Below are 26,120 nucleotides of genomic sequence, written 5' to 3' on the forward strand. Positions count from 1 at the left end.
GCGGGGAGCCCCGAGTGTTGTGAATTCGTCAAATCGCGCCGTCCGAGCGACGCGGAGTGCGCCGCTCAGTGCACGACGGGTACGAAGGAGCTCTCGGGGTGCAGCGAGATGCCGCGCGCGTCCGGATCCAGCCGGACCTGCACGGGAACGCCCTGGTAGCGGTAGTGGGCCAGCGAGTCCGCCGCCTCGTCGAGCAGGCGCTGGAAGCGCTCCTCCAACTCCACCGCGATGAGCAGCATGGTCTCACCGGCGTCCGCGACTCCGGGCCGATGCACCTGGCAACGCTGGAAACGCGCCCAGCGACCGTTCTCCATCTTCACCAGCTCGCCGTCGTAAGCCATGCGTCGCTCCTCTCGGAAAATCCGACCGACCCAACATAGGGGGCAATTAACTCGCTGTCACCCCCTGCCTTGAAAATTCGTGAAAGCGCCCGGAATCTCGTTGGTTAGCGGACGCTTCGGGCGGCGTTCGGGGGCAAAGCCAGCGATGCGGGCCCAAAATTGTAAATTTGCCGACTGGTCAATGCGGTTAACCTGCCCCGAAGGGCGGGGTCGCTCAGCCCCGGACAGCGCCCCGAGACTTGGGGGCGATCAGCCGGAGGGGGCGCGGCTCCGACGCACTGCGGCCGAGCGAGCCGCGCGCGGCGGCCGGGCATGACGCGTGGCACAAGGCCCCCGCATCCCTTAAGTTGCGGGGAATGAAGTGGCCCCTGCCGTTCCGCAAAGAGCGCGCGACCATCCAGTCCGTGGACGCGAAGGACCATGCCGAGCGACTGCTCGCGGAGTCCTTGCGCATGCTCGGGCAGGTCTGCGCGAAGGTCGCCGACGCCATCGAGGCCCAGCGCTTGGAGCGCCAGGGCTACGCACACAACACGTACCTGGAGCGGTTGGATCGCCCTCGCCCCGGTGACGAGAAGAAGCCGGAGTAGTCTGCCGGCGACGATGTCCCTTCCCCCCGACGTCCCCGAGCCCTGCCTGGCCCACGCGCCCACGTGGCGCGAGCAGGGCATCGCCATGCCCATGCCCGCCGTGGACGACGCCGAGAGCGAGCGCCTCCCCTCGGGGCTCCCGCGCGTGGTGGATGCCCACGTGCACCTGTTCCCCGACCGCGTCTTCGAGGCGGTGTGGCGCTGGTTCGACCGGTACGGGTGGCCCATCCGCTACAAGCTGCACACGCCTCGGGTGCTCTCGTTCCTGCTGGAGCGAGGCGTGAGCCGCGTGGTGGCTCTCCACTACGCGCACAAGCCCGGCATGGCGCGCGCGCTCAACGCCTACGTCGCGGAGGTGTCACGGGCCGAGCCTCGCGTGGTGGGCCTGGCGACCGTCTTCCCGGGCGAGGAAGGCGCCGCGGAGATTCTGACGGAGGCCTTCGCGGCGGGGCTGCGGGGCGTGAAGCTGCACTGCCACGTCCAGGCCTTCGCGCCGGACGCCCCCCAGCTCCACGAGGTGTACGCCGCCTGCGCGCGGGCGGGGCGACCGCTCGTCATGCACGCGGGGCGCGAGCCTTCCAGCCCCCAATACCCTTGCGACCCCCATGCGCTGTGCGCCGCCGAGCGGGTGGAGCGGGTGCTGCGCGAGCATCCCACGCTCCAGCTCTGCGTGCCGCACCTGGGCGCGGACGAGTTCACGGCCTACGCGAAGCTGCTGGAGCGCTACGACAACCTCTGGCTGGACACGACGATGGCGGTGGCCGGCTACTTCCCGGTCCCCCTGTCGCGCGAGGCGTTGACGGTGCGGCCCGAGCGCATCCTGTACGGCACGGACTTCCCCAACCTGCCCTACGCGTGGGATCGCGAGGTGAAGGCGCTCGCCTCCATGGGCCTGAGCGACGCGGTGTTGGAGGGCGTGTTGGGCGCCAATGCCCTGCGGCTTTATGGCGAAAGCTGAGCGAAGAAGACGCCCGCGGGTGAACGCGACGGGGTGTTGAAAAGTGGCGACGCCCCTTCCGCAATGACAGGGGCGTTCCCATCTTCGTGCCCATAGAATCCGCCGTTCCCGCAGTTGTTGCCCTCCTTGAGGCCCTGCCATGTCTCACATCCTGGTCGTCGATGACGATGCGAGCCACCGCACGCTCATCTGCGATGCCCTCGAGGAGATGGGCTACCGCACGGAGCAGGCGGGAAACGGCCGCGAGGCGTTGGACCAGTTGGAGGGAGACATGCCGGGCGCGGTGCTGCTGGACCTGCGCATGCCGGTGATGAGCGGCTGGGGTCTGCTGGACGCGCTGAAGAAGATGCCGCGCGCGCGCGCGCTGCCCATCATCATCATCTCCGGCTACGGCTTCGAATGGGAGGCGGAGCTGGTGGGCGCCGCGGGCTACATCTCCAAGCCCGTGGACCTGGACAAGGTGCGGGTGACGGTGCAGCAGATCGTCGGTCCGCCCGAGGTCGCCCTGGTGCACTGAGGCGTCCGTCATCCGGGGGATTGTTCGCCCCACCCTGGCTCGGGTGAGATGGTGGGCACTCTCCATGACGCCCCCCTCTCCTGCTGACCTGGCCGTCGACGCCCGCGGACTCGTGAAGCGCTTCGGTGGCTTCACCGCGCTCCAGGGCCTGGACCTCCAGATTCCCCGTGGTGCCTTCTACGCGTACCTGGGGCCCAACGGCGCCGGCAAGTCCACCTCCATCGCGCTCCTGACGGGCGTGTACGGCCCGGACGCGGGCACCATCCAGATGCTGGGCATGGACGCCGTGCGCCAGCCCATGGAGGTGAAGCGGCGGGTGGGCGTGGTCCCCGAGGAGCTGAGCCTCTTCGAGCGCCTCACGGGTCGCCAGTACCTCACCTTCTGCGCACGCATGTACGGCCTGGGCGGAGACGAGGCCGCCGCGCGCGCCACGGAGCTGCTGGAGCTGACCGAGCTCACGTACAAGGCCGGCTCGCTGGTGGCCGAGTACTCCAAGGGCATGCGGCGGCGGCTGGCCATCGCGGCGGCGCTCATCCACGCCCCCGAGTTGGTGCTGCTCGATGAGCCCTTCGAGGGCATCGACGTGCTCGCCGCGGGCGTCATCCGCGAGTTGCTGCGGGAGCTGAGCCGGCGCGGGGTGACGCTGCTCTTGACGACGCACGTGCTGGAGATCGCCGACCGACTGGCCACGCACGCCGGAGTCATTCGCGGCGGGCAGATGCTCGACCAGGGGCCGGTGGGCGCGCTGCTGGAGCGCCACGGAGCGAAGTCGCTGGAGGCGGTGTTCGAGAAGCTCATCGCGGTGCCGGCGGCGCGCAACGCGCGGTTGTCTTTCTACGCGGAGGCGCCCGCTCCCGTGGGCGCCCTGCATCGGGAGTCCGCGTGAACCGCCCTCCCGTTCCGGGGTTCTTCCAGCACCTGCTGCTGCTCTGGGACCTGCGCCTGCGCATCGGCCTGAACCGGGGTCCGGGGCGCAGCCGGCTGCTCGCCGTGGGAGCGTTCCTCGGGTCCAGCGCGCCGGGCGTGTTCCTGGGGCTGTTCTTCTTCAAGCTGATGCGGCTGGGGCCCATCGCGCACAGCAACGTGTGGCCGTACTTCATCCTCAACCTGCTGTGCTTCGTCACCGCGGCGACGTGGGTGACGTGGCCGCTCTTGTCCGCCGGCGTGGATGACCACTCGGAGCTGAGCCGCTACGCGGCGTTCCCCATCTCACCGTTCCGGCTGATCATCGCCTCCACCGTGGCGAGCCTCTTCGAGCCGCGCGCCCTCGTGTTCTACGCCCCGCTCACGGGCGCGGCGCTGGGCTACGCGTCGGTGTACCGGCTGGCGGCGCCCTGGCTCGCGGTGGTGCTGTACGTGCTCTTCGCGCTCCTGTGCGCGGCGTGGAGCCGCGTGGGCCTGTACGCGGTCATCAACGTGCTGAGGGAGAAGCACAGCGCGGAGATCATGGGCGGCGGGCTGGTGGCCTTCCTCGTGGCCGCGTCGTTCATCCCGCCCATCGACACCTCGTGGCTGACGGCGGTGGGCGAGGCCGGCGTGGGCGCGCTGGACATGACGCTCATCATCAACGCGGCGGTGGCGCTCGGGCGCGTGCCCCCTGGGTTCTTCGGCGATGGGTTGGGTCAGCTCGCGTGGGGACGGCCCGGCACGGCGCTCATCGAAGCGGGCGGCCTGCTCTTCTTCACCGTGATGGGCATGGCCGTGGCCTACGCGCTGCTCATGCGCTTCCACAAGCAAGCAGGCCGCGCGGGCCCGCAGCTCAAGGAGTCCCAGGACCGAGATCCATTCTCGCGCACGCGCACGCGCTACGACACGCTGGTGGCGCGCGAGGTGCTGGACCTGTGGCGCAACCCGCGCGCACGCCTCCTGGCCGCGGTGCCGTTCATCCTCGGCATCCTGCTCAAGCTGCTGTCGGGCCGGGACCTCTTCGTGTACCTGCTGGGCCGCAGCGCGGATGCGTGGGTGATGGGCGGCTTGTGCATCTACGGCGCGGTGGTCATCGCCTCCACGTTCTCGCAGAACACCTTCGCGTATGACGGGCAGGGCTTCGCCGCCTTCCTGGCCGCGCCGCTCGACCTCGCGGACGTGCTGCGCGCGAAGAACCGCGTGCAGGGACTGACCGCCGTGCTGATGGCGGTACTGGTGGGCGTGTTCTACCGGCTGTACTTCGGGTTCGGCACGCCGGTGGACTTCCTGTGCGCCATGGGCGCGGTGGTGGCGGTGGTGCCCGTGCTGCTGGCCGCGGGCAACTTCCTGTCGCTGTACTTCCCGGTGAAGTTCCACGCGAACCTCAAGCGGCGCGACAAGGTGCCGCTCACCGCGTCGCTGCTCGGCATCTTCGCGGCGAGCCTCGGCTGCATGCCCTTTGGCTGGGCGCTGCGGCTGGCCGGCAAGTCGGGCCCCACGTGGCAGTCCTGGGTGATGATTGCCCTGTGCGCCGGCCTCTACGGGCTGCTGTACCGCGCGGTGCTGCCCTGGGCCATGCGACTACTCGACGCGCGGAAGGAGATTGTCCTGCGCGCGGTGACCCGAGAGTAGGCACCGCGCGCGGCGGGTACTCAGTAGGCCACGCCGAACTTGCTGGCCTGCTTCTTCACGCTGTCCATGACGTTGGTATCGAAGGCGTCCTTCTTGGATGACGCGTTGCGAACCAGCCACGCGTCGCGGTCCGCGGACAGCTTCGCGGCCTTCTCCTCCAGGACCTTCCGCTCGACACCGAGCTGCTTCACCTTCGCGGCCTGGGCCTCCTTCGGCATGCCCTGAAGCTCCATGGGCAGTTCGTCATCGCGCAGCGTCGCCAGCGCCGTGGGCTTGTCCACCAGGTCCACCGCGCCGCCCACGGCGATGGGGGCGCTGCTCACGGCAGCGGGCGCGGCGCCGGAGCTCGCACCCCGCGACTTCTTCATGAAGCTGATGCGCTCCGCCGCCGCCTCGGGGGCCATCTCCTTCATGGCGTCCGCGCGGGCGCGGTTCGCGACCTGGGCCTCGTGCTTGCCGGCGTACAGCGTCTTGGTGGCCAGCGCGGCGCTCACCTTGGACAGCTCGGCGTCATACGGGGTCGCCACGGCCACCATGCCGCCGGACTGCGCGATGGTGTCGAACGTGCCGTCGGTCAGCTTGGCCACGTAGCGCCAGGACTCCTCGGTGGAAGGGTCCTCACCACAGCGAACGGTGTTCACCACGATGTGTCGCTCGCGGGCCGCTCCCGCCCACTTCTTGAAGTTCCACGCGTCGTGACGGTCAGCCGGGGGCGCGTCGCCCACGAGGAAGATGACCTTCATCACCTCGCGCTGCTGGCTCCATTGCAGGAGCGACACCGCCTCGCCCAACCCGCGGCCCACGTGCTCGGGCGTGTCACCTCCGCCGTCCGCGTCCAGCTTGCGCAGCTGCGCGAACACCGAGTCGAGGTCATCGGTCAGGTCGAACCGCTTCGTCACATAGGCGTCGCCCACGTCGCGGTACGCCACCAGCGCCACCTTGAGGTGCGGCGTCGGCTTGCCCTCGGAGATGCGCGACGCGATGGAGAAAATCTTCTGCTTGGCGCCCTCCAGCAGCCCGCCCATGGAGCCCGTCGTGTCGAGCACGAACGCGACCTCGATTTCAGGCCGAGGCGCCTGGGTCTGCCGAGAATCCGTCTGCGAGACCTGGGGCTTCGGCTTCGGGTCCGCGATGAACCCGCGCGCTTCCAGAGGCGGAGGCGTGGACTGCGCGAGGAGGGGAACAGCGGACAGGGCGGTGGCGAGCGCGGCCGTCCACGCGGCGCGCGAGAAGGACTTCAGGTTCATGGGGCGATCTCCAGCAGGCGGGCGCCCGGAAACGGCCCTGCTCGGGCGCCTCCCCCTGGAACGGCCGGGCCTGCCGAAAGGTCTACGCCGCGTGAGAGATACTTTCCGAGCGAGCCTGGGTGTCTCGGGGCGCACGGCCCCCTGCAACGAGGGCTTGCCGCACCGCGACGCGCGGCCCATGCTGGCAGCGCTCCAACCCCCCAGGAGGCTCAGCCATGTCGAACCCCTTCCGGCGCCTCGTCGTCCTCACCGCCATGCTCGTCACGGGGATGGGATGCGGTGGCGGACCCTATTATCGACTCGACTGGAGTCTCCCCGACACGGTGACGCTCGTACCCGGAGAGTCCGCGACGATTCCCGTGACCGTGCGGCGCGTGGCCAGCGTGCAGGGCGAGACGCACATCACGCTCCAGAACGCCCCCGACGGCGTGACACTCGCCCCCGACGTCACCATCCCCGAGGGACAGGACTCGGTCTCCGCGACGCCCACGCTCTCGGTCGCCACCGGCACGGGCGTGAGCCTCCAGAGCGTCAGCCAGATGCTGCTCGTGGCCGAGGACCCCGCCAACGACTTCGCATCAGGCAGCCGCATCTACCTGTCCGTGCTGGCGCCGCCCGCGCCGCAGCCGGAGTTCTCCGTCTCGGTGGAGCCCCGTCAGGTGGACTTCAGCCCCGGCCAGCGCAAGGAGGTGACCCTCACCGTCACGCGCGCGGAGGGCTTCACCGGGCCGCTCACCGTGTCGCTCGACACGCCGGTCAAGCGCATCACCGTGGATCCGCTCACCTTCTCGCCGGACCAGACGACCGCCACCGTGTCCGTGCGCGTGGAGGCCGGCGTCAGCCCCATCCCGGTGCCCGCCCGCCTCGTCGTCACCTCCGAGGCCGGCGCGAAGGCCAGCACCGGAATGACGTTCAACGTCCGACAGGTGAACTGACGACACGAGGCCCGTGAGCACTCCTCTCACGGGCCCCGTCGCGAGACCTCACGCGAGGTCGAACAGCAGCGCCTCCAGGGGCGTCTCCGCGATGAGCGTCAGCGCCTGCTCCTCGGACACCGCCACGCCGTCCCCTTCCTTCACGCGGACGCCGTTGAACGTTCCCGAGCCGCGCGCCACCTGAAGCCAGGCATGGCGGCCCGGCGCGAGCGTGAAGCGCGCCTCGTCCCCCGTCCCGAGCAACGTGCCGTACAGCGCCACGTCCTGGTGCACCGTCACCGCGCCCTCGCGCCCGTCAGGCGAAGCCAACAGGCGGAAGCGCCCCTGACGCTCTTCGGGAGCAAAGCGCTTCTGCTCGTAGCTGGGCTCCAGGCCGGGACGCTCCGGGAGGATCCAGATCTGCAACAAACGCAGCGGCTCATCAGACGTGTTCTGCTCGCTGTGCCGCACGCCCGTCCCCGCCGTCATGCGCTGCACCTCGCCCGGGCCGATGACGCCGTGCGTGCCCATGCTGTCGCGGTGCTCCACCTGGCCATCGAGCACGTAGGTGATGATCTCCATGTCGCGGTGCGGATGCGTCCCGAAGCCCCGGCGCGGCGCCACCCAGTCGTCGTTGATGACGCGCAACGAGCGGAAGCCCATGAAGCTCGGATCGTAGTAGTCCGCGAAGGAGAAGGTGTGGTGCGTGTCCAGCCAGCCATGGTCAGCGTGGCCTCGGGACTCAGCGGTTCGCAGGTAGAGCATCTCGGACTCCTTCTTTCTTGTTGCAACTCAGATGCATGAAGCCGCCGGGCGATTCGTGCGGGCGGCGACCCGCCGAGCGCTCAGGCCGCCTTGTCGGAGGCGGCGGGCTGTGCGGGCACCGCCTGCACATCCAGGGAGATGTCCACGCGCTCCCCCACGAGCACGCCGCCGGTCTCCATGGCCTGGTTCCAGGTCAGGCCAAACGCCTTGCGGTCCAGGTGCGTGCTCGCCTGGAAGGCGAGGCGCTCGGTGCCGAACGGGTCCTTCACGCGTCCGAGCAGCTCCGCGTCCAGCACCACCTCGCGCGTGACATCCCGCACGGTGAGCTCGCCCACGATGCGGTAGCGCGCGCCGCCCGCGGCCTCGACGCGCGTGCTGCGGAAGATGAGTTTGGGGAACGCGGCCACATCGAAGAAGTCTTGCGAGCGCAGGTGGTTGTCCCGCGCCTCCACGCCCGTATCAATGCTCGCGGCCTCCAGCTTCACTTCCACCGACGCGCGCGTGAGGTCGTCTCCGTTCAGCACCAGCTTCCCGGCGAAGCGCGTGAAGCGGCCGTGCACCTTGGCCACCACCATGTGCCGCACCGTGAAGCCCACCGTCGTGTGAGTCGTATCGAGCTGCCAGGTCTGGATGGCCATGGGCCCCTCCTCGGATTTCGTGTTCCTGTCCGCTGGGCTCCAAAGCAACCGTCGGGCCATGTACAACCCCCTGGAATCACGTCGCAGGCCCGCGAAACCCCACCGAAGCCGTCTCATTTCGATAGCATTCAACTGTCGTTTGGAGAGAGGTCGGGCGGCAGGCCCGCCGCTCGCCCCGGGGCGTCAGCCGGGCGGTACCGGAGGCGTCGGCGCGGCGCTACGTTGAGGACAGCCATGAACATCGACCCAACCAGACGGCAGGCCGCGCGCGCGGCGCTCACGCTCGACGACGAGGCGCTGCTGAAGGCCTGCGAGGTGGACTACTTCATCGCCTCGGGCCCGGGCGGGCAGCATCGCAACACCACGGCCAGTGGCGTGCGGCTCACGCACGCCCCCACGGAACTCTCCGTCACCGCCACCGAGCGGCGCAGCCAATCGCAGAACAAGGACACCGCCGTGCGACGCCTGCGCGAGGGCCTCCAGGCGCTCACCTTCGTGCCCAAGGTCCGCAAGGCCACACGGCCCACCGCGGGCTCCAAGCGACGCCGGCTGGATGCCAAGCGTCGCACCTCGGAGAAGAAGTCCGCGCGTGGCGGAAAAGACGGATGGTGAGACGCGGGCACCAGATTTCACTCCGAGTCTCACTTCTGCACATCAAGGGTTTGTAAACTTTGCGACCCCGCAGAGATTGCGTACCGCAACCGCTTGCGCGCCCACCACGCGAGCTGTTGCTCCTGCAAAGAATGACGGGGGGTTGTCAGCCCGGCGCGATGGGCACGGTGCGTGCAAACCAGGGCGCCACCCATGGCCCCCCTCCATTCCGTCTCCTCTCCCTGCACGCCCTGTCACGCGCACGCACGGTCGGTGTCGTCGCGAGCGTGGCGCTGGGCTCCGCTCTGCCTGGCCTTGCTGGCGCCTGTCGCGTGGGCAGAACCCGCTGAGTTCACCCAGGCCGCCGCGACGGCAGAGGTCGCCTCCGAAACGGTCCACGTGCAGAAGGACCACGACGTGGCCCTCACGGTGCGCGGCGCCGAGCGCGTGCAGGTCAGCGCCCCTGAGACCGCGCAGGCCGGCATCACCGAGCCGGACCAGATTGGCATCAATGGCCTGAGCCCGGGCACGACGACGCTGCTCGTGTGGCGCAAGGGCACACGGCCCCTGCGCATGACCGTCGAGGTGACGCGGTGAGGGGTGCCGGCGCTCGCGGCATGACGCTGCTGGAGCTGGTCATCGTCGTCGCCATCATCGCGCTGCTGGCCGCGGGCTCCTACGCCACGGTCGAGGGCATGGGCGCACGCAGCGGCCCCACGCGCGCCTCCAACGACCTGACCAGCGCGCTCTCCGAGGCTCGCGCCCGCGCGGTGGCGCGCACCGAGGATGTCTGGGTCATCATCTATCCGGACATTGATCCCGAGGGCACGAGCGGCACGGGCTCGGGTGCCTGGTTCATGCTGGAGGACCGGCAGATGAACTTCGGCTCCGCCGCCGCGGTTCCGGGCGAGCTGCGCTTCTCTTCCTTCCTTCCGCCCAACGCCATCCAGCCCGCCGCGAGTCAGGGCCGGCTGATCGAAGCCAACTACCTGGACAAGTACACGCGTCGCAGCGTGCGCTTCGGTGTCGCGGGCGGCATCGCGTTCGACGGCATCTTCGCCGCGCTCCCCGCCTCGCCGTGCAGCTTCTGCAGCGGCACGCCTCGCCGCGGCGCCATCATCTTCCGGCCCGATGGCTCGGCGCGCTTCGTGGACGGAATGGGCGCCGCCGTCGTGCCCATCGGCGCGGGCGCCGCGGGCCGAGCCGCCGCGCTGGGAATCGTCGCCGCGGACAGCTCGAGCGAGTTCCTCTTCGCCATCTCCGGCCCGGTTGGATTCATCGAAACGAGGTTCCGCTGATGAAGCCCGCGTCCTCCTCCCTCCTCCGACGCTCGGCGGCGCGCCGTGGCGTCACGCTCATCGAGGGCCTGGCGGCCTCCGCCATCCTCGCTCTTGGTATCTCCGGCGCGTTCGGCGGGCTCGTCCTCGCCAGCCAGCAGAACACGAGCGCGGGCCGTCTCTCGCAGGCCAGCGCCATCGCGCAGCAGGTCCGCGCGGGACTGCAGATGCAGGGCCGGGCCCGGCTCCTCGCCACCACCGGGCCGATGCACGCCTCGCGGTGCAGTTCGGTCGCCACCGTGCGGGAGCTCGCGGACGGGCTTGAAACGCTCCCAGGCGCTTGCGTCATCGACCTGGATGCCTTCGAGGACGCCGCGCCCGACGTGAGCGACCTCGTCCCCGGCTATGCCCCGGAGGAGCGCGAGCTCTACCGACGCGTGCTCGTGTGGACCACCCTGACAGACATCGACACGGTGGCCGTGGTGGTGTCGTTCCGCAGCGGTGGCTCGCGGCGCTTCGTGAAGCAGTTCGTGGCCCTCTACAACCCAGCGGTGAACGGCGCGGGGGTGGAGCTGTGAGGCGGGCTTCGCGTCGCACGGGCTTCACGCTCGTCGAAATCCTCGTGGGCATCACCGTCAGCTCGCTGGTGTTGCTCGCGGTGGCCGCCACCGTCATCGCGGTCAACAACACCTTCAATGGCCACAGCGTCTCCAAGCAGGCGGTGGAGAACGGGCGCGTGGCCATGGACTACGTCGAGCGCACGGTGCGGCTCGCGGGCTACGGATTGGATCCGTCGCTCGCGTTCGACTTCACCACCGCGACCATCCCTGGCTCCACCAAGGACAACTACTCCGAGACGCTGGCGGGCCCTTCCGCTTGGGGCACCTTCATCACGGACGACCTGGCCTTCCGCTACCGGGACCCGGCGTACCTCCGGCGAGGGCGCCTCGGCGGCGGGGGTCCGCCCTTCACGCTCACGCTCGATGCGGCCACGCACTTCGACGAGTCGCTGCGCGCGGGCCAGGCCTTGATGCTGGCCTGCCCGGGCGGCGCGATGAACTTCCTGGGCCGCCTGGACGCGGACGTCGCCGCGACCGCCAACACCGCCACGCTGACCGCGGCCATCGCGGGCCAGGCGCCGCCGGCGTGCCTGGGCGCCGCCGGCGGTGACGCGCCCTTCGTCATGCTCGTGCACGAGCGACGGCTGCGCGTCCTTCCCTTCGGCGGCAGGCCCTACCTCGTCGTGCAGCACGGCTGGCAGGCCGACGCGGACTCGGATCCGCTCGCCGTGGACGTGGAGAACTTCCAGGTCAGCTACATCATGAACCGCCCGCCCTCGGACTCGACGTGCTGCGCCGCGCAGGCGCCATCGGATGGCAACGGCAACTGGGTGTTCGGCGACACGACGGGCGCTGACGCGCTGCCTCGCCCCGGAGACGCGGCCCCCACCTATGACACGCCGTATGACAGCGCGACGCGCTTCAACGGGAATCCCGCCAACATCCGCGCCGTGCGCGTGGGCATCACCGTGCGCTCGTCGCGGCTGATGCCCACCCGGGCGCTGAGCGCGGCACGACTGCTGGGCAACTCCCCCGCGCCGGGCGCGCCGGACGCGTACTTCCGCACCACGCTCGAGTCGTCCGTGCGCGTGCCCAACATGACGTCTCGCGCCTTCTTCATCCCCGCGCTCCGCAACCCCGACAATCCCCAGGACCAGAAGAACCTCTGGGGAGGATGATGGCCATGCACCGACGACTTCCCTCCCGCCGGGGCAGCGCCCTGGCATTCACGCTCATCGCCATCGCCGTGCTGCTGCTGCTCGTGGTGGGCGCCATCGCCTTCACGGGCCGCAACCAGTCCGCCGCCATGGCCAAGGCCCGCGGCGACCGCACGAGCGCCTGCTCGGAGACGGCGAGGCGCTACCTGCTGTCACGGCTGCGCGTCTTCGGCTCGGCCGTCCGCATCACGGACCTCAAGCTGGAGCAGGTGCTCCCGGATGATGCGACGGCCTCGGACCGCAGCACGCTGCGCACGGGCCACCTGGGCGCCGTGGGCAGCATCGCCACGGCCACGGACATCCCCTCCAGCACGGTCAGCAGCTCTTCCAACCAGGTGAGCGACGCGGCCAACACGCTGCGCGCCGGTCCGCTCGGCGGCGCCTACTACCGCGTGGTCGTCATGTGTGACGAGCCCGGCGGTCGCCAGGCCGAGACCGAGTTCCTCTTCCGATTCGGGCTGTAACCCCCTTCGCCTTCCACCGGAGCCACCATGAAGGTTCTCCTGTCTGCCCTCTCGGCGCTGGCGGTCATCCTGCTCGCGTCCCCCGCGCACGCGCTCGACCCGGCGGCGTGCACCCTCCAGTCCACCTCTCGCCTGGACGGCCTGCTCAACCCCGCGCGTGGAAGCGATGAGCGCTTCTTCACCGCGCCCAGCGGCCCGCCCAACATCCTCATCATCCTGGACACGTCCGGCTCGATGGCGCAGTGGCCCATCGCCTGGAAGAACGACGACACGTACACGTACAACAAGTCGTCCACCGGCACCGACCCGGGCTGCCGCCAGGAAAACATCAACGCGCTCAACTACGACCCCAGCGTCACGTACCCACGCATGTGGACGTCGCTGAACACGAAGACCTCGAACTGGTTCGAGCCCTCGACCTTCTATCGCTTCGACGGCACGGGCAGCGCGGGACAGGTCAGCTTTGGGATGAACAACAATCCCATGCGCTTCGACCAGCCGCCCACCGGCACGACCATCAACACCAACATCACCACCGCGTGCAACGATGTCACGGGCAACTCCGCCAGCGCGCTGTCCGCGTGCCGCGCGTGCCTCCAGACACGCGGCTACTTCCAGTACCGGACGGATCGCCGGCTGGCCACGGGCAACTTCCTCAACTTCTACTCGCCGCGCGGCCACTCGGCCGTCAACGTCATCTCCCAGGTCATCAACGATTCGCCCAACGCGCGCTTCGGCATCATGACCTTCTCCGCGGGCAGCGGCGCCACTGGCACGGTGCAGTGGGCCGGCTGGGATGTGGTGCGCTTCGCGCCCTTCGGGCCGTCGTGCACGGACTCCACCAGCCTGGTGGCACGCACCACCTATCGGGGCAACCTGCTGACCAAGATGAACGCGGGCCTGCGGTTCAACACCAACACGCCCCTCACGCAGGTGCTCTGGGGCGCCAGCTACTACATGCGCTCCAGCGGGACGGATCCGTTCCCCGGATGGTTCGGCTCCTATCCCTCGGACAGCGGCTTCAATGACTCGAACCCCGCGGGACAGTCCTCCATCTGCTTCACCTGCGGCTTCAACTCCATCATCCTCCTCACGGACGGCGAGCCCAACGAGCCGGGCGACGACAGCGCGCAGCCCCCCGCGGCCATCCGCAACCTGGATGTGCCGTGCGTGAACTGCTCCGCGGCGGCCCAAGGCGCCAACAGCGGCGGCAGCGCCAGCCACATCCACCGCATTGCCAAGTGGATGGCCACCCACGACATGCGCCCCGAGCTGCCCGGCTCGCAGCCCGTCGCCACGTACACCGTCGGCTTCGCGCTGACGAACACGCAGGCCCTCAACCTGCTGCGGACGACAGCGCAGGCCGGCACCGGCAAGTTCTACGCGGCCACCAACTCCAGCCAGCTCAAGACGGCGCTCCAGTCCATCGTCGATGACGTGCAGAGCCGCAACATCTCGTTCGCCTCGGCCGCCATCTCCTCGTTCCAGACGGGAAACTCCACGCTCAGCGCGCTGATGCCGCGCCTGGCCCCGGGCCAGTCCAACGCCGCGTGGAAGGGCGACCTCTGGCGCTTCAACCAGTTCAACGAGTTCGTGCAGGACGTGGACAAGAACGGCGACGGCGACAAGGCGGACATCTTCGTCGTGGACCAGGACCAGGACGTCGTCGTGGAGGACAACAACGGCGCGTTCGTGAAGGACGGAACCAGCACGCCCGCGCGTCAGTACTGGGAGGCCCGTCGCGGCTTGCTGGCGCACCCCACGGACTGGCGAAAAATCTACACGGTGACGGACTCGAACCACGACGGTCGCATCACCTCCGACGACTCCGTCATCGAGTTCTCCAAGGCCAACGCGGCCACCCTCCAGGACTACCTGGGCGTGCTGGGCACGGGCGTCTGCCCGAAGCTCCTGACGCTGTCGCCGTTGGACATCGATGACGGCAGCCTGCTCGGCAGCCTCAAGATCAGCCTCACGGATGCGGCGACCGCCGTGGGCCTCACCGCGCCCCCGGTGATGAACCAGGCCTGGCTCGACTCGCTCTGTGTTCGCACGCTCATCGAGTACGTGCGCGGCAAGGACCTGGCCGATGAGGACGAGGACGGCAACCGCACCGAGCCCCGCATCTCCGTGCTGGGCGACATCTTCCACTCGTCTCCCGTCGTGGTGGATCCGCCGGTGGACAAGTTCATTTGCGACATGGGTCTGCACAACCAGTGCGCGCGCACGCTCTACAGCCAGCAGCTGGGCGTGGTCGCCACGCCGCTCGTGAACGAGACCATCACCCGCTGCGGCAACACGCTCATGGTGGATGCCTACGATGCGTACCTGAGCCGCAACCGTCTGCGAGACAAGCTGGTGCTGGTGGGCGCCAACGACGGCATGCTGCATGCCTTCCGGGACAGCACGGCCTCGGAGACCTGCGTGGGCGGCCTCCCCATGGTGTCCTATGCCCCCAGCAACGGCGATGAGGTCTGGGCCTTCATTCCTCCCGACCTCTTGTCGCGACTGCACGAGCTGGCGTCCGGCCACAACTACTACGTGGACGGCGACATCATGGTCCGCGACATCTGGGCGGACGGCTCGGGCGGCACGCCGAGCGACAGCAAGAAGCAGTCGAACGAGTTCCACACGCTGGCCATCTTGTCCGAGGGGCGCGGCGGCGTTCACTACCTCGCGCTGGAGCTGACGGCGGACGCGTCCAACCAGTTCCAGGCCCCGAAGCTGCGGTGGATGTATCCGCAGCCGGACTCGGCCGAGGCCGCGCTGTTCGGCAAGACGCTGTTCGCCCTCAGCCCCAAGCCGCCGCCCGTGGGGCCGCTGCTGGTGCAGGGCACCTCATCGGATCCAACCCGCTATGGCAGCCCCGCCCAGGAGCGCTGGATGGTGGCGCTGTCTGGCGGCTGGTCTCCTTCGCAGGAGAAGGGCCGCGGCGTGTACATGGTGGACGCGTGGGAGCCGCAGGTGAACGGCCGAGACGACAACCTCTGGTGGAAGTTCGAGTTCAACCCGACCGCCTCCGGTCAGCAGAAGAGCCCGAGCCGAGCGCTCACCGATGGCGTGGTGGCCCCTGTCGCGCTGGTGGACTTCGGAGCGAATGGCCGCGTGGAGGCGGACGGCTTCTTCGACACCGCCGTCTTCGGAGACATGCGCGGCCAACTCTGGGTAGCGCGCATGTCCACCGTGGGCACGGTGGACTCGTCCACGAAGCTCATCGGCAACTGGAGCGCGGCCCGAGCCTTCCAACAGGACCGCGATGCATCGAGCGGTGCAGGCAGCACCAGCATCCGCAACGTGTCGCCCTTCTTCTACGTGCCCTCCATTGGCATCCAGGCGGACGAGGGCGTGATGCGCGCCCTCGTGGGCACGGGTGACCGCTACTCGCTGCTCGACGCGAACGCGGGCGGCTGCCGCTTCGACAATCCGCAGGCCTGCGCGAAGTACCAGTGCACGCAGGTGGAGACGGACTACGCCATCAACCGCAAGGGACTCAACGTCCTCCACTCGCGGCACCTCTGGCAGTCGGGCGAGCTCAACACGGTCGACCTCTCGACGAACACGTCCTCGCAGCCGGACTGCGGCAACCCAGGCGACACGGTGGTGACGGCCTCCTTCACCAAGGAGCAGGTGCTGGGCTGCCCGGGCGGACCCGCGGGCGGCTACGTGAACCTGCGCCCGAAGTCCGCGGCCTGCGGCCGCACGCCCGAGGGGTACTTCCGCTGCGAGGTCACCTCGACGTCCGACACCATGTACTCGGACCTGGACCTCACCATCCCCGGAGCCGCGCTGACGGGCCTGGGCAAGAACCGCTTCTACGGTGTGCGCGTCTACGGCGGCCCCAACCAGACGTTCGATGAGGGGCTCGGCACCTACTCGCCGGGCGGCCCGCTGACGGCCAGCGTCTTCGATGACCGGCGCCTCACGGACCGCAACAGTTCAAAGCCCACCGAGGGAGACCTGGTGGACGTGACGAACACCACCTGCGGCACGTCTGGCGCGTGTACGGGTGCCATGGCCACGCGCTCGGGGGCGGGCTGGTTCGTCGAGTACACGGATGGCCTGGCGCACAAGACAGCGGGCGGCGCGTCCACCGTGGCGAGCTGCACGCTGTGGAACTCGCTGTTCCCGTCCAACGACACCGCGGTGTGCAGCAGCTCCGCGGCCAAGAGCCGCTTCTTCCAGGCGGACTTCATCACGGGCGCGCCCAACTGCGCCGCGTCCTTCAAGCAGGCGGGCGGCTACACCCGCTACCAGGAGCGCACGGTGCTCGCGCCGCCTCCGGAGCCCGCCACGGCGGTCATGGTCTCTCCGGGCGGCAAGGTGAAGTACAGCACGGTCCTCCAGGAGCCCGGGAAGAAGCAGGCCACCACGGTGGATGTGAGCCAGAGCAGCGACGTGCTCCAGAACATCTACGAGCTGCCGCTGACGCGAGATCAACACGAGTGCCGTCACGTGGATCCGTCTCGCTGCGCGGCGGCGCCCTGAGTCCGCGGCGCTGATTGAACAGGATGTCTCGCGGCCCGGTGCGCCCTCGCGGCGCGCCGGGCCGTGTCGTTTCGCCGCCCCCCTTCGTGCGCGGGGCGCGGCATACTTCGCCCATGCCCTCACTCGAAGATGCCATCGCGCTCGCCACGGCGGCGCACCAAGGCCAGCGCGACAAGGCGGGCCAGCCCTACATCCTCCACCCGCTGCGGGTGATGTTCCGCGTGCACTCCGACCTGGAGCGCACCGTCGCGGTGCTGCACGACGTCGTCGAGGACACGCCCTACACGCCCGAGAAGCTCCGCCAGCTGGGCTATGGCGAGGAGGTGCTCAGCGCGCTGGACTGCCTCACGCGCCGCAAGGGCGAAACCTACGAGGCCTTCATCGAACGGCTGCGGCCCCACCCGCTCGCGCGTCGCGTGAAGCTGGCGGACCTGGAGGACAACATGGACGTGCGCCGCTTGAGCGCCGTCACCGAGCGAGACCTGGAGCGGCTCGCACGCTACCGCGCCGCGTGGTCGCGACTGCTGGAGACCTGACGAACCACTCCTCACGCCGCGTCCGGCGACATCTTCGCGGCGCATGGACGCGGAAGTCGGGCCCTGAAACACCACGGCCCGGCGCGCCACGAAGGCACACCGGGCCGCGGATGAGACGCCTCGAGGCGTCCGTGCGTTACGCCTTGGCGAGCTGGCGCAGCACGAACTGCAGGATGCCGCCGTGGCGGTAGTAGTCGAGCTCGTTCGGCGTGTCGATGCGGCACACGGCGGTGAACTCCTTGGTGCCGTTCGCGCCCGTCGCCTTCACGGTCAGCTTCTTCTGCGGAGCGAGGTTGTCCGCGATGCCGGTGATCTCGAACGTCTCACGGCCCGTGAGGCCGAGCGACTGCGCGTCCTGACCCGCCTCGAACTGGAGGGGCAGCACGCCCATGCCCACGAGGTTCGAGCGGTGGATGCGCTCGAAGCTCTTGGCGATGACCGCCTTGACGCCCAACAGCTGCGTGCCCTTGGCGGCCCAGTCACGGCTGGAGCCCGTGCCGTACTCGGCGCCGGCCAGCACCACCAGCGCCTTGCCATCCGCCTGGTACTTCATGGAGGCGTCGTAGATGCTCATCTGCTCGCCGGTGGGGATGTGGACGGTGACGCCACCCTCCACGCCCGGGACGAGCAGGTTCTTCAGGCGGATGTTGGCGAAGGTGCCGCGCACCATCACCTCGTGGTTGCCGCGGCGCGCGCCGTAGGAGTTGAAGTCCTTGGGCTCCACGCCCTCGGCCATGAGGTACTTGGCCGCGGGGCTCGCCTTGGCGATGTTGCCGGCGGGCGAGATGTGGTCCGTCGTCACGGAGTCCCCCAGGAGCGCCAGCACCTGAGCGCCCTTGATGTCCTGCGTGGCCTTGGGCTCCTTCGGGAGGTTCTCGAAGAAGGGCGGCTTGCGCACGTAGGTGGACTTGGGCTCCCACTGGAACGTGGAGCCCTTGCTCACCTGGAGCTGCTTCCAGAGCGTGTCGCCCTCCATCGCGTTGGCGTACTGGTGGCGGAACTGCTCGGGCTTCACGGCGGACTTGATGGCCGCGCGGATCTCCTCGTCCTTCGGCCAGATGTCCTTGAGGAACACGGGGCGGCCGTTCGGGTCGATGCCCAAGGGCTGCGTGTCCAGGTCCAGCCCCACCTCACCGGCGAGCGCGTAGGCCACCACCAGCGGCGGGCTGGCCAGGTAGTTCATGCGCACGTGCGGGTTGATGCGGCCCTCGAAGTTGCGGTTGCCGGAGAGCACCGCGGCCACCACGAGGTCGCCCTCGGTGACGGCGTTGGACACCGTCTCGGGCAGCGGGCCCGAGTTCCCGATGCACGTGGTGCAGCCGTAGCCCACGACATGGAAGCCCACGCCCTCCAGGTACGGCAGGAGGCCGGCGTCGCGCAGGTACTCGGTCACCACGCGGCTGCCCGGGGCCAGGCTCGTCTTCACCCACGGCTTCGGCTTGAGGCCGCGCTCCACGGCGTTCTTCGCCAGGATGCCCGCGGCCACCAGCACGGCCGGATTGGACGTGTTGGTGCAGGACGTGATGGCCGCGATGACGACCGCGCCGTGGCCGAGCTGGTAGCTCTCCCGGCCGTTCTTCACGGTGACCGACTGGGCCAGCCGCTCCGGGGGCACGGGGGCCGCGGGCGCCTTGGCCTTGCCGCCGCCCTCGTCGTCCTCGCCCTTGCTCTTGCCGGCGGCCAGCATCTCCACGAGCGACTTCTCGTAGCCGGCCTTCATGTCCTTCAGGGGCACGCGGTCCTGCGGACGCTTGGGGCCCGCGAGGCTGGGCACGATGGAGGCCAGGTCCAGCTCCAGCGTGTCGCTGAACACGGGGTCCTGCGCGTCATCCTTGCGCCACAGGCCCTGCTCCTTGGCGTAGGACTCGGTGAGGGCGACCACGTCGTCCGGGCGCCCCGTGAAGCGCAGGTAGTTGAGGCTCTCCTCGTCCACCGGGAAGAAGCCGATGGTGGCGCCGTACTCGGGCGCCATGTTCGCGATGGTCGCGCGGTCCGGCAGCGACAGGCTCTTGAGCCCCGCGCCGTAGAACTCCACGAACTTGCCCACCACGCCCTTCTTGCGAAGCATCTGCGTGACGGTGAGCACCAGGTCCGTGGCGGTGGCGCCGGCGGGCAGCTGGCCGGTGAGCTTGAAGCCCACGACCTGCGGAATCAGCATGGTGATGGGCTGACCGAGCAGCGCGGCCTCGGCCTCGATGCCGCCCACGCCCCAGCCCACCACGCCCAGGCCGTTGATCATCGTGGTGTGGCTGTCCGTGCCCACCAGCGTGTCCGGGTACACTGTGGTGCCCTGACGGAACGTCACCTGGGCCAGGTACTCGAGGTTGACCTGATGGCAGATGCCGATGTCCGGAGGAACGACGCCAAAGCCCTTGAACGCGCTCTGGCCCCAGCGCAGGAACGCGTAGCGCTCGCGGTTGCGCTCGAACTCCAGCTCCGCGTTCTCCTTGAAGGCCGCGGTGGTGGCGAAGGAGTCGATCTGCACCGAGTGGTCGATGACCAGGTCGGCCGGGTTGCGCGGGTTGATCTTCGCGGGGTCACCGCCCATGGAGGCGAGCGCCTCACGCATGGCGGCCATGTCCACGACGGCGGGCACGCCCGTGAAGTCCTGGAGGAGCACGCGCGCGGGGTGGAAGGAAATCTCCACGTCGGGCTGGGCCTTGGGGTCCCAGGCGAGCATCTTCTCGATGTGCTCGCGCTTGACCACGCGCCCGTCCTCGTTGCGCAGCAGGTTCTCCAGCAGCACCTTCAGGGAGAACGGGAGCCGGTTCACCGAGGGGTTCGCCTTGGCCAGCTTGGCCAGGCTGAAGAAGTCGTAAGTGGCCGCGCCCACCTTGAGCTGGGCCTTCGTGCCGAAGCTATCCGTCATGTTCCTTGCCGTCCTTCCGTGCCGGGATGCCGCGACTTCTAGGCCCCTCTTCCCGCTCTTGCAAAGGGTTCCTGCGAGCCCCGACAGTGAGCGGACGCTCCGTCCCGGCGAGGGCGGCGCGAGGACCGCGGGCAGGGTGGATTTCCCCGCCCACGGCCCGTCTGGCCATCAGCTCTGGGTGCTCGCCGACGCGGGGGCGGGCTGCGGGGTGGGCGCCTCGCAGACGAGCGCCTCGTCCGCCTGGGCCGGGGCCTCCGCGGGCGTCGCCTCGGTCACGGGCGCAATGCCGCCGCGACAATGGCAGGGCCCCACGTGGGCGTTCACGCAATACGCGATGCCCTCGGAGCCATCCGGACAGGTGCACGTAAAGACATTCCCCTCCTGGCAGTACGCGAATGCGCTGCCAGCGGGGAGGACCAGCGCCGCAACGGCCACGAGACCCTTCACAAGCTTCACGGACATGGCTGCACCTCGGGGACTCAGAAAGCCCGGTCATCGGGATTTCGTGCCGAGGATGGCCCTCTTGCCAACTTAGGAAAATAGCGAAAAACACGTATCCAAGGCCAGCCGACTCACAGCAATCCGTGAATGAATTGGAGCACGCGCTCCAGCAGCTTGCGCCACAGCGGGCGGCGGCGGAATTCGCTCAGGCGGACCTCGCGGCAGGCTTCACAGTCGGTGCGAAACGCTCCCTCCAGCTCCTGCCCCAGCCGGGCGTCCGCGAACACCGCGTTGACCTCGTGGTTGAAGGCGAGGCTCAGCCGCTCCAGGTTGAACGACCCGATGGTCCCCCAGGCCCCATCCACCACGGCCGTCTTCGCGTGGAGCACGCCGCGCGTCCACTCGAAGATGTGGATGCCCGCGGACAGGAGCGACTCGTAGAAGGCCCGGGTGGCGTGCTCCAGCAGGGGATGGTCACTGCGCGCGTTGAGCAGCAAGCGCACCTCCACGCCGCGCCTCGCCGCGTCCCGCAGCGCCGAGACCATGCGACGGTCCGGCACGAAGTAGGCCGCCGCGATGAGGACACTGCGGCGCGCGCGGTGGATGGCGTGCAGATAGGCGCGGTGGATGCTGCGGCGACTGGAGAGCACCGCCATGCTCACGTTGCCCGCCCGAGGCGCGGCCCGCCGACGGCGGCGTCCTCCGGCCCAGCGCTGGAAGCGGTCCTGGAACATCATGCGCCACGTGGCCAGGAAGCAGCGCTCCAACTCGTGCACCGCGGGCCCCTCGATTCGCAGCACGTCGTCGCGCCAGGGCGCGCACTCGCCCTCGGGCGCCCAGTGCTCCGCGATGTTCACGCCCCCGGTGAAGGCCAACTCCCCGTCCACCACGAGAATCTTCCGGTGGTCTCGCGTCAGCAGGTGGCGCAGGCCGCGAGACAGGCTGAACGGTTTGAACGGGCGGATGTCCACGCCCCGCTGGCGCAGGGACTCGAAGAAACCGCGCCGACTCGTCCATGAGCCGACCGCGTCGTAGAGCACCTTCACATGGACGCCGCGCTCGGCAGCCTCGATGAGCGCCTGGCCGAACAACTCGCCCACCGCGTCGGCCATGAACATGTACGTCTCCAGCCGCACGTACCGGCGCGCGCGGCGGATGGCCGCGAGCATCGCCGGGTACGCCTCCACCCCGTCGCGCAGGAGCTGGCACGCGTTGCCGCCGAGGATGGCGTGGCCGCGAGGCAGGTAGTGCCGGGCCAGCAACCGACTGGAGACGCCCGGGCTCCACTCCGGACGGGGTGCGTCTGCATCCACCGCCGGGGCTGTCTCGTGCCGCACCTCCAGCTCGCGCATGGTGCGGCAACGGTGCGGATGACGCGACGGCGCGGCAACCCCGCGACCGTCGCGTCAACGACCCCAGGGCCGTTGCGCTGTCCTGGACCGGACTACAGCCCGTACTCGATGCGCTTGTTCTCCGCGCGGGTGGCGCAGGGCTGGTCGTACTCGGGGAAGTACTCCTTCATGTGGTCCAGCGTGGAGGCGGCGGCCTTGTAGTTGCCCTGGTTGTAGTAGCCCTCCACCTCCAGCAGCAGCTTGGAGCAGGTGCGGTCCAGCTCCTGCTGGGCCGCCTTCATCCGCTCCTGCGCCTCGAAGTAGAGGTCGGGCTTCGGATCCGGGTGGGCCTCCAGCATCAGCCACGCCTCACGGAAGGACTTCCAAGCCTCGTAGCGGTTGCGCGCGCCGATGTCCGGCGTGTCGAAGTTCTTGCGCCCGCGCTTGTACGAGTCCGAGGCCGCCTGCACGAGCTGCGCGGGAGGCAGCTCCGGCAGCAGCGCCTTCTCGACCCACACGTTCCAGATGCGCCAGGTGTCCTCGCCCGGGGGATTCTTCGTGTTGTCGAAGATGATGCGGTTGGGCTCGCCCTTCTTGAGCTGCTGCGGCGGAATCATCAGCTCCAGCGAGCGGTCCATGCTGCCCAGCGTGTCCGGGAGCACCTTGCCCACGTCCACGCCGTTCACGCTCACCACGACCTCGTCCTTGGAGATGTTCTGGGCCTGGTAGTGGAGGATGACGACCGCGCGCGTCGCGGCGGTGTACTCCCACTCGAACACCTTCATGTCCGGGCGGTTCCACGTCACGTCGGGCCCCAGGCCGAACGAGTCGGTGATGGGCTGCTGACTCAGGCGCACGGGCTCTTCGCCCTTGGCCTGCTTGTCGCCGTTGCCGCCGAGCACCAACCAGTACGCCACGCCGAACAGCGCGAGCACCACGGCCACGCCACCGCCCATGATGGACGTGCGGACCGTCGAGCTAGCCTCCGCCCAGAACAGCCGAAGGTTGGCCACGAGGCCCGGAGACTCACGACGGATGCGTGCGCGATCCGCCGCGGACAACCCGCCCCCCTTGGCCGCGGGCGCCGGCCGAGCCACCGCCGCCGGACCCGCGGGCCGACGCGTCGCCGGAGGCCCCGAGGGGGCGGCCTTCGCCAGCGCGGCGCGGCTCCCGCTCCCACCCGACTGGGATGGCGCAGCGCGAGAAGGCCGAACGGCGGCCAGGTCCATGCGCGTGGACTGCTCGCGGATGCTCGACAGCTCCCGCTCCTCGGCCCCCGCGGGCGCGAGCGCCGAGCCGCCCCGGTTGCGCTTCTGCTTCAGCGCGTCCACGGAGACGATGCGCGTGCTGTTCGCTTCGTCCTGGGCAGGGACCTCTTCCTCGCCGGTCGTGGACTCCTGCGCCAGCGCGAAGACGAAGGTCACCGGACCGAGCGTCAGCGTGTCGCCGTCCGCGAGCGGATGGCTCGTCGCCTGCGAACCGTTGACGACGGTGCCGTTCGAGCTGCCCGCGTCCTCCACGATGTAGCTATCTCCATCGAGGAAGATGCGACAGTGGCGACGGGACACACCCGGATCGTAGAGCACGACATCGCACTCGGAAGTGCGACCGATGAGCACGGAGTCCTGATCGAAGACGAACTCCTTGCCAGCATCTTTTCCTTCGGAGATCGTCAGCTGGAAGGCCATGAGCTTTCGATAAGCCTAGCGAATTTATCCAAGAGAGGCACGTGCCGCGCGGGCAACAGCGGCACGGGCGGCCTGAGGCTCCACCACCTCCGCCTCGCCGCCGAATGACAACACCCACTGCGTGAGCCAGCGCTCGCTGTCGCCAGCGACCAGCACCTCCACGCCCCCGTCCGAGAGCGGGCGGGCGTCACGGCCAAAGCGCTCCTTCACGTACGGAGCGGCGATGGGCGAGAAGCGCACCCGCACGGACGCCTCGGTCCGGCTGCGGGCGGGGTTGGGGACGTCCGCCCGGGCGTTGGGGGGCGGCTCGAACGCCGTGTCCGTGACGGCGAGGGCCTCCATGCGGTCCAGCCGGAACAGGCGCGCGTCCTGGCGCGTGTGGCAGAAGCCTTGGAGGTACCACTGGCCTCGGTGGCTGAGCAGTTCGTACGGCCGCACCCGGCGCGGTTCCGACGGGCGTCCCGGGCTGGCGTAGTCGAACATCACCTCGCGTCGCTCCAGGATGGCCCGAGTGAGGGGCCCGAGCGCCTCGGGGGCCTCGGCGGAGGCGTCAATCTTCCGGTACATGCCGCGGAAGCGCTCCAGCGCGGCGGGCGGGATGATGCCCTCCAACTTCTGGAGCGCGCTGCGCAGCGCGTCCCCCGTGGCCGGGCGGAGCAACTCCGCCGAGGCGGCCAGGGCCGCTGCCTCACCCGCGGTCAGCCGAGGCGGCGCGAAGAGGCGCTGGTCGAGGTCCACGTAGACGCGGTCATTGTCCACGTAGATGTCGATGTAGTCGTCCGGGTTGAAGGGCGGGCGGCCCACGCACGTGAGCAGGTCCAGCTCCTCCAGGAGGTCCTCGCGGCTCACGTTGAGGGCGCGGGCGAGCGCCTCCACCGTCACGCCGGGGTGCTTGGACACGTACGGGACGAGGAACAAGAGGCGGCGCAGCCGCTCGTGGACGTTGCTCATGCGCTCACCTTGTCCCCGACCTCGGGGGCGTGCTTCTCCACAATCCGCGTGGCCATGTCGTGCAGCCGAGACCGGGCGCCCTCGGGTGACTCGACCCGGCAGTCCGCGCCGAGGGACAGGCAGAAGCGGATGAGGCCATCCAGGTAGGTGACGGGCAGGCGGGCCCGCACGACGCCACCTTCAGCGGCCTCGAGCACCGCGCCGGGGAACAGCCCCGCCGCGCGAGACGCCAGGGCGCCGGACAGCCGCAGCACGACCTCCTCCACCGCATGGATGCGGTGCTGCCACGGGAAGTACGCCACGTGCGCGTCGAGCGAGAAGTCCGCCGGCACCTCGAAGTCCGCCGTGCGTGGCTTGGCGGTGTTCACCTTCAGCTCGCGGATGCGGTGGACCTGGAAGGCGCGCAGACCGCCGCGCAGGTGGCAGTGCCCCACGAGCGTCCAGACGCCACGGCGCAGCGCGAGTCCGTAAGGGTCCACGCGGCGCTCGGTGACGCTCGGGTGCTTGGGGCTCGCGTAGACGAGCTGCACCCACTTGTGCGTGGCGCAGGCATCCCAGAGCAGCTCCAGGCGGGCCGAGACTTCCTTCTCCTGGCCCTCCTGGACCGCGCCCAGCTCCATGCGCACACGAGGGGTGGGCAGCGACTCGCCAGCGAAGAAGCCAATCTTGCGCAGCGCGTGCGCCAGGTCGTCCCGGCCCGGGAACGCGCCAGAGGCCAGCGCGGCAGAACCCGCCGCATAGAGGACGGCCAGCTCCTCCTTGGAGAGGTCCGCCTCGGGCAGGTAGTAGGCGTCGCGGTCGACGATGTAGCCGTCGCGGCGCTCGTCATCGCCCTGGACGTAGGTCAGCGGGAAGCCCAGTTCGACGAGTTCCGCCTTGTCGCGCTCGAACTTGCGCTCGGCAGCGTCATCCGAGCCGCCATAGTCGGACGGGAAGTGCTCCCGAAGCTCGGCCCACGAGGTGGGTTCACGGGCGTCGAGCAGCAGGGCCACGAGGTCGAGGATGCGTTCCGTGCGGTCCATTCGAGAAGACCGGCGACGATGACGGACAGGACCCGGGAGATCAAGGGACCCGCGAGTAGCCGGGCGTGAGGACGGGGAAAAACCTGGGGCGCGGGTTTGCACGGGGCGATCCGTAGCCCCCAACACCTGAACAAGCAAGCAGGTAACGCAAGGTGCGAGGCCGTTCGTTCGGCAAGCATCGGA

Annotated in this window: 24 protein-coding genes; 14 read left to right on the top strand and 10 right to left on the bottom strand. The window is 69.4% G+C overall.

The features are described from left to right. Positions 1–65: 65 nt before the first annotated feature. Complete coding sequence (locus KRR26_RS02195; protein ID WP_120210319.1) at positions 66–341, bottom strand: hypothetical protein; 276 nt, start codon at positions 339–341, stop codon at positions 66–68. A gap of 356 nt (positions 342–697) precedes the next feature. On the opposite strand from KRR26_RS02195, the gene KRR26_RS02200 reads away from it, so the two are divergent. The 5 genes from KRR26_RS02200 to KRR26_RS02220 all read left to right on the top strand — a co-directional run bounded on the left by KRR26_RS02200 (position 698) and on the right by KRR26_RS02220 (position 4,941). Next, complete coding sequence (locus KRR26_RS02200; RefSeq protein WP_120210318.1) at positions 698–928, top strand: hypothetical protein; 231 nt, start codon at positions 698–700, stop codon at positions 926–928. Positions 929–941: 13 nt separating this feature from the next. Beyond that, the gene (locus KRR26_RS02205) at positions 942–1,886 is read left to right on the top strand and encodes an amidohydrolase family protein (protein ID WP_217078997.1); all 945 of its coding nucleotides are present in this window, start codon (positions 942–944) and stop codon (positions 1,884–1,886) included. Positions 1,887–2,025: 139 nt separating this feature from the next. Next, positions 2,026–2,403, top strand: a complete 378-nt coding sequence (locus KRR26_RS02210; RefSeq protein WP_120210316.1) for a response regulator — start codon at positions 2,026–2,028, stop codon at positions 2,401–2,403. Positions 2,404–2,467: 64 nt separating this feature from the next. After that, on the top strand, positions 2,468–3,289 hold the full coding sequence (locus tag KRR26_RS02215) for an ABC transporter ATP-binding protein (RefSeq protein WP_120210315.1): 822 nt from the start codon (positions 2,468–2,470) through the stop codon (positions 3,287–3,289). Further along, positions 3,286–4,941: a hypothetical protein gene (locus KRR26_RS02220; protein WP_217078998.1), complete on the top strand. Its 1,656-nt coding sequence runs from the start codon at positions 3,286–3,288 to the stop codon at positions 4,939–4,941. The genes KRR26_RS02215 and KRR26_RS02220 overlap by 4 nt, the downstream gene beginning before the upstream one ends. A gap of 20 nt (positions 4,942–4,961) precedes the next feature. On the opposite strand, the gene KRR26_RS02225 is transcribed toward KRR26_RS02220, so the two are convergent. After that, on the bottom strand, positions 4,962–6,188 hold the full coding sequence (locus KRR26_RS02225) for a vWA domain-containing protein (RefSeq protein WP_217078999.1): 1,227 nt from the start codon (positions 6,186–6,188) through the stop codon (positions 4,962–4,964). Between the two features lie 215 nt (positions 6,189–6,403). Between KRR26_RS02225 and KRR26_RS02230 the strand changes: the two genes are divergently transcribed. Then, the gene (locus KRR26_RS02230; RefSeq protein WP_217079000.1) at positions 6,404–7,123 is read left to right on the top strand and encodes a hypothetical protein; all 720 of its coding nucleotides are present in this window, start codon (positions 6,404–6,406) and stop codon (positions 7,121–7,123) included. Between the two features lie 48 nt (positions 7,124–7,171). On the opposite strand, the gene KRR26_RS02235 is transcribed toward KRR26_RS02230, so the two are convergent. Both KRR26_RS02235 and KRR26_RS02240 read right to left on the bottom strand, forming a co-directional pair. Beyond that, positions 7,172–7,867, bottom strand: coding sequence for a pirin family protein (locus KRR26_RS02235; protein ID WP_217079001.1), 696 nt, complete (start codon positions 7,865–7,867; stop codon positions 7,172–7,174). Between the two features lie 80 nt (positions 7,868–7,947). Beyond that, positions 7,948–8,505 (bottom strand): YceI family protein, encoded by a 558-nt coding sequence (locus KRR26_RS02240; RefSeq protein ID WP_120210310.1) that lies wholly within the window; start codon positions 8,503–8,505, stop codon positions 7,948–7,950. A 234-nt stretch (positions 8,506–8,739) separates the two neighbouring features. Between KRR26_RS02240 and KRR26_RS02245 the strand changes: the two genes are divergently transcribed. The 8 genes from KRR26_RS02245 to KRR26_RS02280 all read left to right on the top strand — a co-directional run bounded on the left by KRR26_RS02245 (position 8,740) and on the right by KRR26_RS02280 (position 17,635). Continuing rightward, on the top strand, positions 8,740–9,117 hold the full coding sequence (locus KRR26_RS02245) for a peptide chain release factor family protein (protein ID WP_217079002.1): 378 nt from the start codon (positions 8,740–8,742) through the stop codon (positions 9,115–9,117). A 252-nt stretch (positions 9,118–9,369) separates the two neighbouring features. Continuing rightward, positions 9,370–9,693, top strand: a complete 324-nt coding sequence (locus KRR26_RS02250) for a pilus assembly protein N-terminal domain-containing protein (protein ID WP_158611578.1) — start codon at positions 9,370–9,372, stop codon at positions 9,691–9,693. Then, entirely contained in the window at positions 9,690–10,394 is a 705-nt protein-coding gene (locus tag KRR26_RS02255) for a pilus assembly FimT family protein (RefSeq protein WP_233577478.1), read from the top strand. The genes KRR26_RS02250 and KRR26_RS02255 overlap by 4 nt, the downstream gene beginning before the upstream one ends. Further along, positions 10,394–10,951, top strand: coding sequence for a type IV pilus modification PilV family protein (locus KRR26_RS02260; RefSeq protein WP_120210306.1), 558 nt, complete (start codon positions 10,394–10,396; stop codon positions 10,949–10,951). Before KRR26_RS02255 ends, KRR26_RS02260 begins: the two co-directional genes overlap by 1 nt. After that, on the top strand, positions 10,948–12,111 hold the full coding sequence (locus tag KRR26_RS37570) for a prepilin-type N-terminal cleavage/methylation domain-containing protein (protein ID WP_217079003.1): 1,164 nt from the start codon (positions 10,948–10,950) through the stop codon (positions 12,109–12,111). Before KRR26_RS02260 ends, KRR26_RS37570 begins: the two co-directional genes overlap by 4 nt. A gap of 5 nt (positions 12,112–12,116) precedes the next feature. Further along, on the top strand, positions 12,117–12,614 hold the full coding sequence (locus KRR26_RS02270; RefSeq protein WP_120210378.1) for a hypothetical protein: 498 nt from the start codon (positions 12,117–12,119) through the stop codon (positions 12,612–12,614). Between the two features lie 27 nt (positions 12,615–12,641). Further along, on the top strand, positions 12,642–17,099 hold the full coding sequence (locus KRR26_RS02275) for a pilus assembly protein (RefSeq protein ID WP_217079004.1): 4,458 nt from the start codon (positions 12,642–12,644) through the stop codon (positions 17,097–17,099). 113 nt (positions 17,100–17,212) lie between these two features. Next, on the top strand, positions 17,213–17,635 hold the full coding sequence (locus KRR26_RS02280; RefSeq protein WP_120210303.1) for an HD domain-containing protein: 423 nt from the start codon (positions 17,213–17,215) through the stop codon (positions 17,633–17,635). Between the two features lie 136 nt (positions 17,636–17,771). Here KRR26_RS02280 and acnA read toward each other — a convergent pair whose 3' ends face one another. From acnA to KRR26_RS02310, 6 genes are all read right to left on the bottom strand, one after another. Beyond that, complete coding sequence (gene acnA / locus KRR26_RS02285; RefSeq protein WP_120210302.1) at positions 17,772–20,504, bottom strand: aconitate hydratase AcnA; 2,733 nt, start codon at positions 20,502–20,504, stop codon at positions 17,772–17,774. Positions 20,505–20,672: 168 nt separating this feature from the next. Further along, positions 20,673–20,966 (bottom strand): hypothetical protein, encoded by a 294-nt coding sequence (locus KRR26_RS02290; RefSeq protein WP_120210301.1) that lies wholly within the window; start codon positions 20,964–20,966, stop codon positions 20,673–20,675. 110 nt (positions 20,967–21,076) lie between these two features. After that, entirely contained in the window at positions 21,077–22,297 is a 1,221-nt protein-coding gene (locus KRR26_RS02295; protein ID WP_217079005.1) for a phospholipase D-like domain-containing protein, read from the bottom strand. A 92-nt stretch (positions 22,298–22,389) separates the two neighbouring features. Continuing rightward, the gene (locus KRR26_RS02300) at positions 22,390–23,964 is read right to left on the bottom strand and encodes an FHA domain-containing protein (RefSeq protein ID WP_120210299.1); all 1,575 of its coding nucleotides are present in this window, start codon (positions 23,962–23,964) and stop codon (positions 22,390–22,392) included. A 24-nt stretch (positions 23,965–23,988) separates the two neighbouring features. Continuing rightward, the gene (locus tag KRR26_RS02305; protein WP_217079006.1) at positions 23,989–24,915 is read right to left on the bottom strand and encodes a WYL domain-containing transcriptional regulator; all 927 of its coding nucleotides are present in this window, start codon (positions 24,913–24,915) and stop codon (positions 23,989–23,991) included. After that, on the bottom strand, positions 24,912–25,937 hold the full coding sequence (locus KRR26_RS02310; protein WP_120210297.1) for a helix-turn-helix transcriptional regulator: 1,026 nt from the start codon (positions 25,935–25,937) through the stop codon (positions 24,912–24,914). Before KRR26_RS02310 ends, KRR26_RS02305 begins: the two co-directional genes overlap by 4 nt. Positions 25,938–26,120 lie beyond the last annotated feature (183 nt).

The sequence above is a fragment of the Citreicoccus inhibens genome (genome assembly GCF_019039035.1).
Lineage (GTDB): Bacteria > Myxococcota > Myxococcia > Myxococcales > Myxococcaceae > Citreicoccus > Citreicoccus inhibens.